This window comes from Rhizobium leguminosarum (assembly GCF_001679785.1).
Lineage (GTDB): Bacteria > Pseudomonadota > Alphaproteobacteria > Rhizobiales > Rhizobiaceae > Rhizobium > Rhizobium leguminosarum_R.
Genome location: NZ_CP016290.1, coordinates 304,187 through 318,938 on the forward strand (window position 1 = coordinate 304,187; position 14,752 = coordinate 318,938).

16 protein-coding genes and 2 pseudogenes are annotated in these 14,752 nt (G+C 64.5%); all 18 read left to right on the forward strand.

Annotated features, from left to right (window positions below; all coding sequences use genetic code 11):
• The first annotated feature begins 5 nt into the window (after positions 1-5).
• The 18 genes and pseudogenes from cybH (at position 6) to BA011_RS35990 (ending at position 14,670) form a co-directional block, all read left to right on the forward strand.
• Entirely contained in the window at positions 6-725 is a 720-nt protein-coding gene (cybH, locus tag BA011_RS35905) for a Ni/Fe-hydrogenase, b-type cytochrome subunit (RefSeq protein ID WP_065284340.1), read from the forward strand.
• Positions 726-1,334 carry a HyaD/HybD family hydrogenase maturation endopeptidase gene (locus tag BA011_RS35910; RefSeq protein ID WP_050595928.1) on the forward strand — a complete coding sequence of 203 codons (609 nt, stop codon included), beginning with the start codon at positions 726-728 and terminating at the stop codon, positions 1,332-1,334.
• Between the two features lie 11 nt (positions 1,335-1,345).
• A complete protein-coding gene (gene hupE, locus BA011_RS35915; protein ID WP_065284341.1) occupies positions 1,346-1,921 on the forward strand; it encodes a nickel permease HupE in 576 nt (191 codons plus the stop codon).
• A 96-nt stretch (positions 1,922-2,017) separates the two neighbouring features.
• The gene (locus BA011_RS35920; protein WP_065284342.1) at positions 2,018-2,314 is read left to right on the forward strand and encodes a HypC/HybG/HupF family hydrogenase formation chaperone; all 297 of its coding nucleotides are present in this window, start codon (positions 2,018-2,020) and stop codon (positions 2,312-2,314) included.
• 168 nt (positions 2,315-2,482) lie between these two features.
• On the forward strand, positions 2,483-2,932 hold the full coding sequence (locus BA011_RS35925; RefSeq protein ID WP_027691141.1) for a hydrogenase accessory protein: 450 nt from the start codon (positions 2,483-2,485) through the stop codon (positions 2,930-2,932).
• Positions 2,929-3,777: a hydrogenase expression/formation protein gene (locus BA011_RS35930; RefSeq protein ID WP_064249286.1), complete on the forward strand. Its 849-nt coding sequence runs from the start codon at positions 2,929-2,931 to the stop codon at positions 3,775-3,777. Before BA011_RS35925 ends, BA011_RS35930 begins: the two co-directional genes overlap by 4 nt.
• Complete coding sequence (locus BA011_RS35935) at positions 3,774-3,986, forward strand: rubredoxin (protein ID WP_064249287.1); 213 nt, start codon at positions 3,774-3,776, stop codon at positions 3,984-3,986. The genes BA011_RS35930 and BA011_RS35935 overlap by 4 nt, the downstream gene beginning before the upstream one ends.
• Complete coding sequence (gene hybE, locus BA011_RS35940) at positions 3,976-4,500, forward strand: [NiFe]-hydrogenase assembly chaperone HybE (protein WP_027667915.1); 525 nt, start codon at positions 3,976-3,978, stop codon at positions 4,498-4,500. The genes BA011_RS35935 and hybE overlap by 11 nt, the downstream gene beginning before the upstream one ends.
• Complete coding sequence (locus BA011_RS35945; RefSeq protein WP_065284343.1) at positions 4,497-5,609, forward strand: nickel-dependent hydrogenase large subunit; 1,113 nt, start codon at positions 4,497-4,499, stop codon at positions 5,607-5,609. Before hybE ends, BA011_RS35945 begins: the two co-directional genes overlap by 4 nt.
• On the forward strand, positions 5,602-5,943 hold the full coding sequence (gene hypA, locus BA011_RS35950; RefSeq protein WP_026242366.1) for a hydrogenase maturation nickel metallochaperone HypA: 342 nt from the start codon (positions 5,602-5,604) through the stop codon (positions 5,941-5,943). The genes BA011_RS35945 and hypA overlap by 8 nt, the downstream gene beginning before the upstream one ends.
• On the forward strand, positions 5,943-6,809 hold the full coding sequence (hypB, locus tag BA011_RS35955) for a hydrogenase nickel incorporation protein HypB (RefSeq protein WP_064249289.1): 867 nt from the start codon (positions 5,943-5,945) through the stop codon (positions 6,807-6,809). Before hypA ends, hypB begins: the two co-directional genes overlap by 1 nt.
• 3 nt (positions 6,810-6,812) lie before the next feature.
• A complete protein-coding gene (gene hypF / locus BA011_RS35960; protein ID WP_064249290.1) occupies positions 6,813-9,092 on the forward strand; it encodes a carbamoyltransferase HypF in 2,280 nt (759 codons plus the stop codon).
• Positions 9,083-9,310: a HypC/HybG/HupF family hydrogenase formation chaperone gene (locus BA011_RS35965; RefSeq protein ID WP_064249291.1), complete on the forward strand. Its 228-nt coding sequence runs from the start codon at positions 9,083-9,085 to the stop codon at positions 9,308-9,310. Before hypF ends, BA011_RS35965 begins: the two co-directional genes overlap by 10 nt.
• A complete protein-coding gene (gene hypD, locus BA011_RS35970; RefSeq protein WP_065284344.1) occupies positions 9,307-10,464 on the forward strand; it encodes a hydrogenase formation protein HypD in 1,158 nt (385 codons plus the stop codon). Before BA011_RS35965 ends, hypD begins: the two co-directional genes overlap by 4 nt.
• Positions 10,461-11,513 (forward strand): hydrogenase expression/formation protein HypE, encoded by a 1,053-nt coding sequence (gene hypE / locus BA011_RS35975; RefSeq protein WP_065284345.1) that lies wholly within the window; start codon positions 10,461-10,463, stop codon positions 11,511-11,513. Before hypD ends, hypE begins: the two co-directional genes overlap by 4 nt.
• Positions 11,514-11,522: 9 nt before the next feature.
• On the forward strand, positions 11,523-13,208 hold the full coding sequence (locus tag BA011_RS35980) for a hydrogenase maturation protein (protein ID WP_065284346.1): 1,686 nt from the start codon (positions 11,523-11,525) through the stop codon (positions 13,206-13,208).
• A pseudogene (locus BA011_RS45710) lies at positions 13,205-13,923 on the forward strand (sigma 54-interacting transcriptional regulator); the annotation flags it as partial. The gene BA011_RS35980 and the pseudogene BA011_RS45710, both read left to right, overlap by 4 nt.
• Positions 13,924-13,966: 43 nt before the next feature.
• A pseudogene (locus BA011_RS35990) lies at positions 13,967-14,670 on the forward strand (IS6 family transposase).
• Positions 14,671-14,752 lie beyond the last annotated feature (82 nt).

The following is a 14,752-nucleotide window of genomic DNA, read 5'->3' on the forward strand; positions in this document are numbered from 1 at the left end:
CGGTCATGACTATCCACGAAACACTCGCCGCCGACGCCCATGGCGAAAAGGCCATCGAGCGCCAGAGCGTCTATGTCTACGAGGCTCCGGTGCGCATCTGGCACTGGATCAACGCCTTCTCGATTCTTACGCTCGCGCTGACCGGCTACTTCATCGGCTCGCCGCTTCCTTCCGTGCCCGGCGAGGCGAGCGCCAACTTCCTGATGGGCTATATCCGCTTCATCCACTTCGCGGCGGGGCAGCTCCTCGCCGTGTTCCTGATCCTCAGGGTCTACTGGGCCTTCGTCGGCAACGTCCATGCCCGGCAGATCTTCTACGTGCCGTTCTGGAGCGGCCGTTTCTGGAAGGAATGGCTGCATGAGGTGGGCTGGTATACATCTCTGGTGCGGCAGCCGAAGAAATATGTCGGCCACAATCCGCTCCCCCAGTTCACCATGTTCCTGATGTTCACTTTGCCGCTCTTGTTCATGGCGATCACCGGCTTTGCACTCTATAGCGAAGGTGCCGGCCGCGACAGTTGGGAATATTCGCTCTTCGGCTGGGTGTTCTCGATCTGGCCGAACAGCCAGGACATCCACACTTACCACCATCTCGGCATGTGGGTGATCCTCGTCTTCGTGATGGTCCACATCTATGTGGCGGTGCGCGAGGACATCATGAGCCGGCAGAGCATCATCTCGTCGATGATCTCGGGTGAACGGCTCTTCAAGGACAGGGAGGATTAGATGACCATCCCGTATCCCCTGGCACCTCCGCCGGCGCCTCGTATTCTCGTGCTTGGCATCGGCAATATCCTCTGGGCCGACGAGGGTTTTGGCGTGCGCGCGGTCGAGGCGTTCCACAAAGCCTATGAACTGTCCGACAATGTCACCATTCTCGATGGCGGCACGCAGGGGCTCTATCTCGTGCAGTTCGTCAACGAGCACGACCGGCTGATCGTCTTCGATGCGATCGACTACGGCCTCGAGCCGGGCACGATGAAGGTGGTGGAAGACGACGAAGTGCCGAAATTCACCGGCGCCAAGAAGATGAGCCTGCACCAGACCGGCTTCCAGGAGGTGCTGAGTGCCGCCGACTTCATGGGGCACTATCCGGAGCGGTTGACCCTGATTGGCTGCCAGCCACTCGATCTCGAGGATTGGGGTGGCCCGCTGACGGCGCCGGTCAGGGGAGTCATACCCGCGGCCATCGAAACGGCGGTCCGAGTATTGAGAAGCTGGGGTGTCGCCGTCACGGCGCGCCCGGAAGGCGCGGCGGTTCCGCCGCTCCTCGAACACGATATCGATTTCGAACGTTACGAGCGCCGTGCCGAACCGGCCGCGTTGAACTGCTGAGGAGGACAACCATGAAGTATCGTAAGATTACGACGACGCTCTCCGCGCTGGCGCTACCGAGCATCGCCCACGCCCATGTCGGGCTGCACGCCGATGGCACGCTTGCGGGTCTCAACCATCCGTTCAGCGGCCTCGATCATATCCTGGCGATGGTCGCGGTCGGCTTCTGGGCCTCGACGCTGGGCGGCAAGGCCGTCTGGATCGTGCCCTCCGCCTTCGTCATCGTCATGGCCGGTGGCGGCGTCCTGGGTATCGAGGGTATCGCGCTGCCGATGGTCGAAACTGCAATCGCGCTGACCGTGGCGATGCTCGGCTTGCTGGTGGCCTTCGAGGTGAAGATTCCCACCCCGGTGGCCGCGATCGTCGTCGGCATATGCGCGCTCTTCCACGGCCACGTCCATGGCATCGAGTTGCCGACAATGTCAAACGCGACGGGCTACTTGGCGGGCATCCTGGCTGCGACGGTCATCCTGCACGTCCTCGGCATCGGGCTGGCTTCGCTGAGGTTCGGCAAAGCCGGACAGGTGGTCGCGCGGGTGGCCGGCGGGGCCGTCGCCCTGGCCGGCGCGGCACTGCTGGTCGGCTGAATCACTCCCAAGGCTGAGGCCTTCCGTGAGCCGCGTGGGCACCCCTGCTCCGTCGCGGCTCCCGATTTCACTAGATTCGGACGGAGATAGAGCGTCATGTGCATCGGCATTCCCATGCGGGTCGTCGTCGGCAGCGAGTTCATCGCGCAATGCGAGCGCCATGGCGCGATCGCCTCGATTTCCCTGATGCTGGTCGGCCCGCAGCCGCCCGGAACCCATCTTCTCACCCATCTCGGCTCGGCCATCCGCGTGCTCCATGCCGACGAGGCCCGCGCAATCGACGACGCGCTCGCCGGACTTGCCGAAGCGGTGGAGGGAAGAGCCTTCGATATGCTCTTCGCCGATCTCATTTCCCGCGAGCCGGAATTGCCGCCGCATTTGCGCGGCGAGTGAAAAGAGAACTTCCAAAATGGAAGCTGACTTTCCACCCAGATGTTGGCGATATTTTCCTCTAGCGAAAATTTCCCTTCCAGATCAATGGAATCCTACTTTCCTCAGTCTGGCACGCCGTTTGCAGATCATCATTCGCAATGTTTTGCATCGTGATTTGTGGAGGAGACAATGCCATCTGCCCTGGTCCGCGCCCTGAGCGAGCGGGCGCACCTACCTGTCGTCGATGAGACGAATATCGATGCCTTCCTCGCCCCGGCTGCGGGCGAGCCCGACAATGCCGTCCTGTTCTTCACCGGCGATCCGGCGCAACGGCCCGAGGCCGATGATGTCGCCGTGGTTCTTCCAGAACTCATGCAGGTCTTCCGTGGCCGCCTGCGGGGCGCGGTGGTTCGCCGTGCGACGGAGGACAAGCTTAAGGCGCGCTTCAACGTCGTCGTCATGCCGAGCCTCGTCGTGACGCGGCGGGACCAGCCGGTCGGCGTGCTCGGCAAGATCCGCGACTGGTCGGAATATGTCGAGAAGATCAGTGCATGGCTGTCGCCCGACGCGCCGGTCATGGTGTCCTCGGGCGGGCCGAAGGTAGAGATCACCCATGCCGGCAAGGAGATCGCGCGATGAAGGCTGGTTTTTGGGTTGCCCCCGAGGGCGAAGGCGCCGCCATGACGGTGATGCCGATCGGCGCCGAACCGCCACTTCGCGCCCGCAAGCTCAATTTTCTCGCCACGAGCAGCGCCGAGGAAATGATCCGTCGATGCCGGCGGACGGCGATGCTCCTGCCGGAGCTCGCCGATGCGCTCGCGGTTCAGAAGGCCGAGCAGCCGGGCCGGCTGTTCGACATCACCGATTTCCCCGACGACGACAGGGAACTGATAACCCAGACCCTTGGTGAAGGTGAGGTGGCCGGCGTCGCTGCGTTGGCGAACGGCGTCACGGCCCAGATGCAGGAGGCCGTGATGGCCGGCGTCTGGCGCATCCGCTTCACCGACGTCGATGGTCGGCTCATTGCCGACTATATCGAGGTGGCGAGCATTCCCGCCGCCGTCCGGCAGGCGTGTTCGGGGCTGCCCGCATCGATTAGCCACGGACCGGCGCCGGCGGGCGCCATGAACGTCATGCCCGTGCTGACCGAGATCGGCGACCGCATCGCCCGGTACCGCGACGGCGATCCGGCCCATGTCATCACCTTCTCGCTTTTCCCGATGAGCCCGGAGGACATGGCGTTCCTGCAGGATGCGTTGGGGGCGGGACCGGTGCAGCTTACCTCGCGCGGCTACGGCACCTGCCGCGTCGTGGCGACCGGCGCGCGCAATGCCTGGTCGGTTCAGTTCTACAACGCCATGGACACGATCATCCTCGACACGCTGGAGATCTGCAACATTCCTTCGGTCGCCATCGCCGCCGAGGAGGATTTCCGCGACTCCGAGGCGCGACTGCGGGACATCTGGGAGGCCTATTTCAAATGAGCGCCTTCGAGAATTTCGGCAAGCGCGAGACAGTGTCCGACGACCGGATGGAATGCGGGATCTGCTGGCATGTCTACGATCCCGCCGAAGGCGACCCGGTCTGGCAGATCCCGCCAGGCACCCCGTTCTCCTATCTGACCGAGGACTGGCGATGCCCAAATTGCGATGCCCTGCAGTCGAAGTTCATGAGGCTCGGCGATGGACGCTGAGTCGCACGATGTCGCGGCCATCGATCCGGCTTTGGCGCTCGGGCTGCAGCTCGAGATGCGCTACCGGGAGATTTATGCGACCGCGATGGCTGACGTGCCGATCTGCAACCCCGCGCTTGGCGTCGCCGCGACCGGCTTCCGGACCTATGGCGGACGCGCCCTCGGCATCGTCACCACGCCCTGGTTCATGAACCTCGTGGCCGCCGACCTGCCAGATGGCGTGCCCTCCGGCCCAGCCGCCACGGGCACAACCCTGCGCGTCAACCTGCCGGCGGGCGAGGTCGAATTCATCGCTGGCCAACTCGATGCGATCGGCCGGATCGATTCCTGCTCGCTGTTTTCGCCGGTCTTCGAGTTCGCGACCATGGAAGCCGCGCTGGAAACCGCGGAGGAAGCCGTCCGCGCCTTCTTCGATCCCGCCACGCTCGAACCGCCGCCGGCTCCACCCGCGGCCGTCAATCGGCGCGACCTGCTGCGCGGACATTTCCGCGGGCGCGAGGAGGCATCGGAATGACATTCCTTTTCGGGGCCGGCACGATAGGGATCGACGTGACGGTGTCGCGCGCGCTCGCCTGTTCCGTTGCGGTGAAGGCGAACCGCCCGCGGGGGCTGACGCGCATGTTCGTCGGCCGCGAGCCCGAGGAGGCGCCCGTTCTCGCCGGCCAGGTCTTTTCGCTTTGCGGCTTTGCGCAATCGGTGGCGGCGCGGCTCGCCGTCCTCGCCGCGGCGGATCTGGCGATGAACGACGAGGAGAGTCTCGGCGCCAGTGCCGGCTTGCTCGCCGAGCGGATTTTCGAAACCTTGCGCGCGCTCATCCTTCAGTGGCCGACGCCGCTGCCAGAGCGCTTTGCAGCGGATGCCGGCAGACATCTCCGGGAGGCGCTGGCCGCCTCGCTGGCGATCATCTCGCATGCCAAGGCTGGGAGAACCAGCCGACCGCGATTGGCGGCCGCGGCCGAGCGGCTTTCAGCGGCGGCCACGGCGCTCGGGATTCCGGGCCGGGGCGACACGCCGTTGCCGGAGACGGCCTGCGCGGCGATTTTGCGCGATGTCGAGGACGACCACGTCTTCGCCGGTCGACGGCCCGACCCGCTGACTATCAGTGACGACGCGGAGGTCGTGGCGCGGCTCCGCGACGAAGCCGGCTATGCCAGCCTGCCGCATCTTTCCGGCCGCGTCGCGGAGACAGGAGCCTATGCCCGGTCCGCGTCCGCCGGCCTCCCGGAGGCGCCCCATCTGGCGCGGCGCCTGCAGGCCCGGATCGGCGATGTCCGCATCTCGCTCACGCAGCTCACCGCTCTCGCGAGAACCGGCGACTTCGACTGCGCTTCACTCGCTTGCAGCGGCCCGACGCCGGGCGCGGGCGGCTATGGCGCGGTGGAATGCGCGCGCGGCAGGCTCTATCATCAGATCGAAATCGGCGGTGACGGCAGGCTCGCAGCCTATCGCATTCTTGCTCCGACCGAGTGGAATTTTCATCCGGCTGGCCCTTTCGTCGAGACGCTGTTGTCGTCACCGGTCGGGGCCGACGAGGCCGCGGTCCGATCGATATCCCGGCTCGCGGTCCTGTTCGACCCCTGCGTGGCCTTCGAAATCAACGTTCGCGAGGCTGCCGATGCATGAAATGTCGTTGATGGAGAGCGTGATCGAAATCGTCTGTGAGACGGCGCGGCAGAACGGCGCGACGCGGGTCAAGTCGGTCCGGCTAGATGTCGGCGTATTGAGCCATGTCAATCCCGACGCGCTGATCTTCTGCTATGAGGCGGTGCGGCATGGTACGGTCGCCGACAGCGCGACACTCGAGATCAATCGCATCGCTGGCGAGGGTTGGTGCCTCGATTGCGGCAAGACGGTAGCTTTGGAGGAGCGGTTCGGCGCCTGCCCGGACTGCGGACGGCATCGCGTCCAGATGACGGCAGGCGACGAATTGAAGATCAGAGACATGGAGGTGATCTGATGTGCACGGTATGCGGTTGCGGAACGTCGGCCATTGAGGGCCACACGCATGAGGTTGGAGATGATGGCCACGGCCATCATCATCACGATGGTCACCACGGTGATGATCATGATGACCACCACCACGCCGAGGACGGCAGCGTCCATTATGGCAAGGGCATCGCCGGCGTGCATGCGCCGGGCATGAGCCAGGAGCGGATCATCCAGGTGGAGAAGGACATCCTCTCCAAGAATGATGCCTATGCGGCCGAGAACAGGAGACATTTCGAGCGCCAGGGCGTCTTCGCGCTGAATTTTGTCTCCAGTCCCGGCTCAGGCAAGACCAGCCTGCTGGTTCGGACGATCAAAGACCTCAAGGACCGCCTCTCGATCTCCGTCATCGAGGGCGACCAGCAGACCTCGAACGACGCGGCGCGTATCCGTGAGACCGGCGCGCGGGCGATCCAGATCAATACCGGCAAGGGCTGCCATCTCGACGCCCATATGGTCGGCCACGCGGTCGAGGATCTCGCGCCCGAGCCCGGCTCGGCGCTCTTTATCGAGAATGTCGGCAATCTCGTCTGTCCCGCCGCCTTTGATCTCGGCGAGGCGCACAAGGTGGTTGTGCTGTCGGTCACTGAAGGCGAGGACAAGCCGCTCAAATATCCCGACATGTTCGCCGCCGCCGACCTGATGATCCTCAACAAGGCCGACCTGCTGCCTCATCTCGATTTCAATACCGGGTTCTGCATCGCCAACGCGCTGCGCGTCAATCCGCGCCTGCAGACATTAACCGTGTCGGCTCGCACCGGAGAGGGCATGGAGGCGTTCTATGCCTGGCTCGAAGCGTCCGCGGCGCGCCGGGCAATTCGTTCGAAGGTGGCTTGAAGTATGACGCCGTCGCTTGCACGACAGATCGAAAGCCCGGTCCGGCGGCTTAGGCTCCGGGTGCGCGGCGTCGTGCAGGGCGTCGGTTTCCGGCCTTTTGCCTATCGGCTCGCTCGGGCAATGCGGCTCTCCGGCTTCGTGCTGAACGACAGCGCGGGCGTGCTGATCGAGATCGAGGGTAGGGACGCGAACCACTTCCCCGAAGCGGTCAGGACGCAGGCGCCGCCGCTCGCCCGCATCGATTCGATCGATGTCCTCGAACTGGTCCCTGCTGGCGGCGAGCGGTTCGAGATACTCGAAAGCCTGGGCGGTCGGAGTGCGACCAGGATCGGCGCCGACGCCGCAACCTGTGACGAATGCCGTCGGGAGTTGACGGATCCGGCGAGCCGCTTCTTCGGCTATCCCTTCGTCAACTGCACCCATTGCGGCCCGCGCTTCACCATCACCCGCGCCCTGCCTTATGACCGGGCTCACACCTCGATGGCGTCGTTTCCGATGTGCCGGACTTGCGCCGCGGACTATGTCGATCCGGAGAACCGGCGTTTCCATGCCGAGCCTGTCGCCTGTCCTAATTGCGGGCCGAGGCTCAGTCATCCGATCAAGGAAATCTCCGCGCGGCTCGAAGGCGGCGCGATCGTTGCGCTCAAGGGCGTCGGCGGTTTCCACTTGCTTTGCGACGCCCGCAACGATGGGGCGATCGGCCTGTTGCGGCTGCGCAAGGCGCGCGACCAGAAGCCATTCGCCGTCATGGTTCGCGACATCGAGGCGGCGCGGCAGCTTGCACGGCCGAACGAAGCCGAAGAGGCGTTGCTGATCTCGCCAGCACGCCCGATCGTTCTCGTCGCGGCCCGTGCTGGCGAACTCTCTGGCCTGATCGCGCCCGGGCTCACGCGGGTAGGACTCATGCTCGCTTATGCCCCGGTGCATCACCTGCTGCTCGACGAGCTCTCCCGCTCTTCGCCGCACCGTCACGCCGCGCTGGTCGCGACCAGCGCCAATCCCGGCGGCGAGCCGCTGGTAGCCGATAATGACGACGCCGGGCGGCGCCTTGTCGCGATCGCCGACCTGGTCGTTACCCATGACCGCGACATCGTCGTCCGCGCTGACGACTCCGTCATGCAGGTGATCGATGGCGCCCCGGCCTTCATTCGCCGCGCCCGCGGCTTCGTGCCGGAGCCGGTCGATCTTGGCGCGGACGGCCCCTCCGTGATCGCCACCGGCGCGGACCTCAAGAACACTATCTGCGTTACACGTGGCCGGGAGGCGTTTCTGTCGCAGCATATCGGCGGCCTCGACAATGCCGAAGCGATCCGCTTCCAGCGCGAGGTAATCGCCCACCTCTGTTCGATCCTCGACGTGAAGCCGGAATTCGCCGCCTGCGACCTGCATCCGGATTTCCGTTCGGTGCGAACGGCGGAAGGCTTGAACCTGCCGATTGTGCCGGTCCAGCATCATCTTGCCCATGTCGCTGCCGTGGTGGCGGAGCATCGCCTTTCCGGGCCGGTTCTAGGACTTGCGCTCGACGGTCACGGCTTCGGCACCGACGGCACGAGTTGGGGCGGCGAAATAGTCGTGATTGACCACCATCGCTGGCAGCGGGCGGGATCACTCATGCCCCTTCCGCTGCCGAGTGGCGATCGCGCGGCGCGGGAGCCTTGGCGCATGGGTGTCGCGGCGCTTCAGGCGGCCGGCCGCATCGATCTCGCGCCACAGCTCTGGCCGGGTCATTCAGGCGTAACGCAATTGACGGCGATGTTTTCGCGCAGCATGCGCACTCCGGTCACCAGCAGCCTCGGCAGGCTGTTCGACGCAGCCGCGGCGATAGCGGGTGTTCGCCTCGTGCAAGACTACGAGGGGCAGGCCGCGATGGAGTTCGAGGCGCTGGTTCGGGCACCGCGCTGCCTTGCCGGCGGATATTCGATTGGGGATGGTACGCTCGATTTCCGGCCGCTCATCCTGCACCTCGCTGAACAAGGTCGTCCTTGCGGCGCCGATGCCGCCGACGTCTTTCACGGCACGCTGATCGCGGGTCTCGCGGATTGGGCGGCCAGGGGCGCGGCCGCGCGCGGCACCCGGCAGGTCGCGCTCGGCGGCGGATGCATGATGAACCGCGTCCTTGCGGCGGGCCTCGCGCGGGCTCTGAGGGAGCGTGGCCTCGAGCCCAGCCTGCCGCGTCTCGCGCCCGCCAATGACGGCGGTATCGCGCTCGGCCAGGCCGCCTATGCGCGGCAGGTCATCATGAACGAACATGCATCAATGGAGGAGAACCGGACATGTGCCTAGCCATACCTGTCCAGGTTAAGGAATTGCTGCCCGACGACATGGCGAAGGTCACGCTCGACGGCGTCTCGAAAATCGTTTCGACGGCGCTCGTCGATGATGTGAAGGTGGGCGATTATGTCGTCCTCCATGTCGGTTATGCCCTGGCGAAGATCGATCCAGAGGAGGCGGAGAGGACGCTGGCTTTGATCCGCGAAGCTGCGATGGGAGATGCGGCATGAAATATATCGACGAATATCGCGACGGCAGCCTCGCCAAGGACGTTGCCCGGCAAATCACCGCGCTCGCCGACCCCGCGCGCTCCTATCACTTCATGGAATTCTGCGGTGGCCACACGCATGCCATCTCCCGCTACGGCCTTGAGGACCTGCTGCCCGCCAATGTGCGGATGATCCACGGGCCGGGATGTCCCGTCTGTGTCCTGCCGATCGGCCGCATTGATGCTGCGATCGCGCTTGCCATGCGGCCGGAAATCACGCTCTGCACCTATGGCGACCTGATGCGAGTACCGGGCTCCAACGGTTCGAGCTTGTTGAAGGCCAAGGCGGCCGGTGCGGACATCCGCATGGTCTATTCGACGCTCGATGCGTTGCAGATTGGCGAAGCCGAACCCGACCGCGAGGTCGTATTCTTCGCGATCGGCTTCGAGACGACGACACCGACGACCGCGCTCGCGCTCAAGGCGGCAATCGCCAGGGGGCTCGGCAATTTCTCGATCTTCTGCAATCACGTTCTGACGCCCGCGGCGATCCAGAACATCCTCGAAAGCCCGGATGTCCGAAAGCTCGGCACGATCAAGATCGATGGATTTATCGGTCCCGCCCATGTCTCGACGGTGATCGGCACCGAGCCTTATGAGTTCTTCGCCGAGGAGTTCCGCAAGCCGGTGGTGGTGGCGGGTTTCGAACCGCTCGACGTTATCCAGGCGATCCTGATGCTGGTGCGGCAGGTCAGCGATGGCCGCCATGAGGTGGAAAACCAGTATATCCGCGCGGTCACCGCCCTCGGCAACGAGAAGGCCCAGGCGGAGGTCGCAAATTTCTTCGAACTCCGGGAAAGCTTCGAATGGCGGGGGCTCGGCGAAGTGCCCTATGGCGCGCTGCGGCTTAGGCCACAATATGCGGCCTATGATGCCGAAAAACGCTTCTCGATGGTCACGCCCGCCGCGAAGGACAATCCGGCCTGCGAATGCGGCGCGATCCTGCGCGGCGTCAAGAAGCCGGCCGACTGCAAGCTGTTCGGTACGGTCTGCACGCCGGACACACCCATGGGTTCCTGCATGGTTTCGTCGGAAGGCGCCTGCGCGGCGCACTGGGCCTATGGCCGCTTCCGCGAAAAGGTGCGGCAGGTTGATGCGCGGAGAGCGGTCGCATGAACATGATGATCAAGGCCTACAAACGCAAGTTTGATGTCGCGAACGGCCGCATCGATCTCTCGCATGGCGCGGGCGGGCGCGCCATGGGCCAACTGATCGAGGGCATCTTCCACAAGGCCTTCGACAATGACTGGCTGCGGGCCGGCAATGACCAGTCGGCCTTTTCGGTGCCGGGCGGCCGCATGGTGATGACGACGGACGGCTATGTCGTCTCTCCGCCGTTTTTCCCTGGCGGCAATATCGGCACGCTTGCCGTCCACGGCACGATCAACGATATCGCCATGGCGGGCGCCGTGCCGCTTTATCTTTCGGCGAGCTTCATCATCGAGGAAGGCTTCCCGCTCGTCGATCTCGAACGCATCGCCGACAGCATGGGCTCGGCCTCCCGCGAGGCGGGGGTGCCGATCATCACCGGCGACACAAAGGTGGTCGAGCGCGGCAAGGCCGACGGCGTCTTCATCTCGACGGCCGGCATCGGCATGGTTCCGGATGGGCTCGACCTCCGCTCGGACGCCGCCCGGCCCGGCGATGCGGTGATCATATCCGGCTCGATCGGCGACCACGGCGTCGCCGTCATGTCGAAGCGCGAGAACCTCGAATTCGACACGGACATTGTCTCCGACAGCGCGGCGCTGCACGGGCTGGTGGCGGACATGGTCGCAGCCGGCGGCGCGCATATTCGGCTGATGCGCGACCCGACGCGCGGCGGCATCGCAGCGACGCTGAACGAGATCGCCAGCCAGTCGCGGGTCGGCTTCCGGATCGACGAGGAAGCCATTCCCATGAAGCCCGAGGTGGCGGCCGCCTGCGAGTTCCTCGGCCTCGATCCGCTCAATGTCGCCAACGAGGGCAAACTGGTGGCGGTTGTCGCGCCGGAGGGCGCGGACGCGGTGCTCGCGGCGATCCACACCCATCCGCTGGGAGCCGAGGCGGCGTTGATCGGCCATGTCGTGGCCGATGACAATTACTTCGTGCAGATGCTGACCTCGTTCGGCGGCGGCCGGATCGTCGATTGGCTTTCGGGCGAACAACTGCCCCGGATCTGTTGAGGGCGGACGATGCGCATCCTGCTTCTCTGCCACAGCTTCAACTCGCTCTCCCAGCGCTTGCATGTCGATCTGAGGCGGGCAGGACACGAAGTGTCGGTCGAACTTGACATCCATGACGACCTCACCCGCGAGGCCGTCGCACTCTTCTCGCCGCATCTCATAATTGCCCCCTTCCTCAAGCGGCCGATCCCGGCCGACGTCTGGCGCCGGACGCTCTGTCTGATCGTTCATCCAGGCATCCGGGGCGACAAGGGACCGAGTGCGCTTGACTGGGCGATCCTCGAAAGCGAGGCGCGCTGGGGCGTGACGCTCATCGAGGCCCGGGAAGAAATGGATGCCGGCCCCGTCTGGGCGTGGCGGGAGTTCCCGATGCGCCCCGCGCGGAAATCGAGCCTCTATCGCCGCGAGGTAACGGAGGCGGCCACGGCCTGCGTCTTCGAGGCGCTCGGTCGCATCGAGCGCGGGGAAGGTCCGGTCATGCCGGCCAATTGGGGCCGCGGGCGCGAGCGGTCCGCTTGCCGGAAGTCCGACCGCATGCTCGATCCCGCGCTTCATTCCGCCGAGGAAGCGCTCCGGATAATCCGGGCCTCGGACGGAGATCCCGGCGCGTTGCTGACGATCGTCGGCCAGACATTCCTGGTGTTCGACGCCGAGCCAGCGGAGGGGCTCGCGGGGCCGCCCGGCACTCTGGTCGGACGGTCACGGCAGGCGGTGGCCATGGCCTTCCGCGAAGGCGCGCTTTGGGTCGCCCATCTTCGCCGGCCGGAAGCGCGGAGCCTGAAACTGCCGGCGCTGCGGCTTCTTGGGGTAGACGCGGACGTTCTGCCGATCGTGGCGCGGCCGCAACCCTGCCGCTACCGCGAGGAGAATGGTGTCGGCGTCCTCGAGTTCCGCTTCCACAACGGTGCGATGTCGTCGGAGGATTGTGATATTTTGCGGGAAGCGATCGTGACGGCGAAGGCGCGCGCGCTTCCGGTTCTTGTGCTGCGGGGCGACGCGGATTGCTGGTCGAACGGCATCCATCTCGGCATCATCGAGAGCGCCGACAGCGCCGCCGACGAATCTTGGCGCAACATTAACGCGATGAACGAGCTGGTGCGCGAGATCATCGTGACCGAAGATCGGCTGGTGATCGCCGCCGTGCTCGGCAACGCCGGCGCCGGCGGCGTCTTCCTTTCGCTCGCTGCCGACGAGGTGTGGATGCGCGAGGGCGTCATTCTTAATCCGCATTACAAGGACATGGGCAATCTTTACGGTTCGGAATACTGGACCTATCTCCTGCCCGCCCGCGTCGGCGAGGATCGCGCCCGCCGCGTAATGCAGGCGAGGCTGCCGATGGGGATCGACGAGGCCCTTGAGTTTGGGCTCGCGACTCGGCGCCTGCCGGGCAATATCGACGCTGCCGAGCAGGTATTGCACCGCGCCGTCGCGGAACTCGCGGTGTCTCCCGAACTTGCCGGACGCATTGCCGCCAAGCAGGCACGGCGCGGCCGCGACGAGGCCGAGAAACCGCTTGCCGCCTATCGCGAGGAGGAATTGCGGCGCATGCAGCGCAATTTCTACGGCTTCGATCCGAGCTATCACGTGGCGCGCTACAACTTTATCCGCAAGACGCCCAAGTCGCGCACGCCCCTCACGCTCGCGATCCACCGTGCAACCGGCAACGAGGCGGACCGCGGGAGGACCATGCGATGACGAACCCGCACGCTACCGTTCTCGTCGTCGATGACGAGGTGCGCTCGATCGAGGCGATTCAGCGGGTTCTGTCCGACGAATTCGAGGTCATCGGCGCGCGCAACGCCAAGGAAGCCGAGGAAGTGCTGGAAGGCGAGATGGTGCAGGTGATCTTGTGCGACCAGCGCATGCTCGGCGAATCCGGCGTCGAATTCTTGAAGCGCGTGCGCGAACTCTGGCCTGACACGATCCGCATCATCATTTCCGGCTACACCGATTCCAGCGACATTATCGAGGGCGTCAACAATGCCGGCATCTACCAATATATCACCAAGCCGTGGAGCCCCGACAAACTGATCGACTGCGTTCGCGAAAGCGCCAATCTCTGGCGTCTGCAGCACGAAGTCACCGATATGCGCATCGAGGTGAAGCCGGCGAGCGAGGCGCTCAAGAAGGTCATCAGCGATCGCCGCCGCAGCCAGAGCCAGTCCTTCGGCTTCGACGCATCGTTCACCGCGGCGACAGCCCGCTGGTCGGCCCCATCACACTCGCCCGCCGCGCCGCGCGCTACGATGTCTCGGTCCTCATTACCGGTGCCTCGGGGACCGGCAAGGAATTGCTGGCGCGCGTCATCCATCAGGAATCGGCCCGAGCCGACAAATCCTTTGTTGTGGAGAATTGCGGCGCCCTTCCGGATGACCTGCTCGAAAGCGAGCTCTTTGGCTGCAAGAAGGGCATCGTCAACTTAACGGAATGTGGAATTCGATGTGCGATGAAGGTTGATGACAGACCGTGATCCACTCTATCGTCGACATCGCTTTCCCGCTGAAGTTATTGCCCACGCCGTGTGGCTCTATTTCCGTTTCCCTCTGAGCCTGCGAATGGTCGAGGACTTGCTGGCTGCCCGTGGGATCATTGTCGCGCACCAGACCGTCCGGCTGTGGGCGGAGAAATTCGGCCGCACCTTTGCCAACGAGATCCGTCGTCGATCATCCGGTCGGCTTGGGGACAAGTGGCATCTCGATGAAGCCGTTGTTTCAATCCGCGGCAAGAAGCATTGGCTGTGGCGCGCAGTTGATCAGGACGGTTTCGTCTTGGAGGTTCTCGTACAAAGCCGCCGAAATGCAAAGGCCGCCAAGCGCCTGATGCGCAAGCTCTTGAAGGGTCAGGGACCGTCGCCGCGTGCGATGATCACCGACAAGCTTCAGTCCTACGGCGCAGCAAAGCGAGAGATCATGCCAAGTGTAGAGGATCGCTCCCACAAAGGGTTGAATAATCGGGCGGAGAATTCTCACCAACCAGTCCGGCGGCGAGAGCGGATCATGAAGCGCTTCAAGTCACAGCGACATCTACAACGCTTCGTCTCCATCCATGATCCGATCCCAACCTATTTCAAATCCCGCGCCACGACATCTCCTCCGGCCACCATCGCGAACTGCGCACGGCGCCGATGAGCCTGTGGGCGAAAATTGCCCGAGCATGAGAGATATCTGCGGATGGCGTCTTTCGCTGGCCTTTCATCCGTTAAGTTTACGATGCCGGATCTTGACCGCGACCGTCAGGCC

Excerpts from the sequence above, each read along its gene's own strand:
- cybH (WP_065284340.1), top strand. The coding sequence starts at position 6 with ATGACTATCCACGAAACACTCGCCGCCGACGCCCATGGCGAAAAGGCC.
- BA011_RS35910 (WP_050595928.1), top strand. The coding sequence starts at position 726 with ATGACCATCCCGTATCCCCTGGCACCTCCGCCGGCGCCTCGTATTCTC.
- hupE (WP_065284341.1), top strand. The coding sequence starts at position 1,346 with ATGAAGTATCGTAAGATTACGACGACGCTCTCCGCGCTGGCGCTACCG.
- BA011_RS35920 (WP_065284342.1), top strand. The coding sequence starts at position 2,018 with ATGTGCATCGGCATTCCCATGCGGGTCGTCGTCGGCAGCGAGTTCATC.
- BA011_RS35925 (WP_027691141.1), top strand. The coding sequence starts at position 2,483 with ATGCCATCTGCCCTGGTCCGCGCCCTGAGCGAGCGGGCGCACCTACCT.
- BA011_RS35930 (WP_064249286.1), top strand. The coding sequence starts at position 2,929 with ATGAAGGCTGGTTTTTGGGTTGCCCCCGAGGGCGAAGGCGCCGCCATG.
- BA011_RS35935 (WP_064249287.1), top strand. The coding sequence starts at position 3,774 with ATGAGCGCCTTCGAGAATTTCGGCAAGCGCGAGACAGTGTCCGACGAC.
- hybE (WP_027667915.1), top strand. The coding sequence starts at position 3,976 with ATGGACGCTGAGTCGCACGATGTCGCGGCCATCGATCCGGCTTTGGCG.
- BA011_RS35945 (WP_065284343.1), top strand. The coding sequence starts at position 4,497 with ATGACATTCCTTTTCGGGGCCGGCACGATAGGGATCGACGTGACGGTG.
- hypA (WP_026242366.1), top strand. The coding sequence starts at position 5,602 with ATGCATGAAATGTCGTTGATGGAGAGCGTGATCGAAATCGTCTGTGAG.
- hypB (WP_064249289.1), top strand. The coding sequence starts at position 5,943 with ATGTGCACGGTATGCGGTTGCGGAACGTCGGCCATTGAGGGCCACACG.
- hypF (WP_064249290.1), top strand. The coding sequence starts at position 6,813 with ATGACGCCGTCGCTTGCACGACAGATCGAAAGCCCGGTCCGGCGGCTT.
- BA011_RS35965 (WP_064249291.1), top strand. The coding sequence starts at position 9,083 with ATGTGCCTAGCCATACCTGTCCAGGTTAAGGAATTGCTGCCCGACGAC.
- hypD (WP_065284344.1), top strand. The coding sequence starts at position 9,307 with ATGAAATATATCGACGAATATCGCGACGGCAGCCTCGCCAAGGACGTT.
- hypE (WP_065284345.1), top strand. The coding sequence starts at position 10,461 with ATGAACATGATGATCAAGGCCTACAAACGCAAGTTTGATGTCGCGAAC.
- BA011_RS35980 (WP_065284346.1), top strand. The coding sequence starts at position 11,523 with ATGCGCATCCTGCTTCTCTGCCACAGCTTCAACTCGCTCTCCCAGCGC.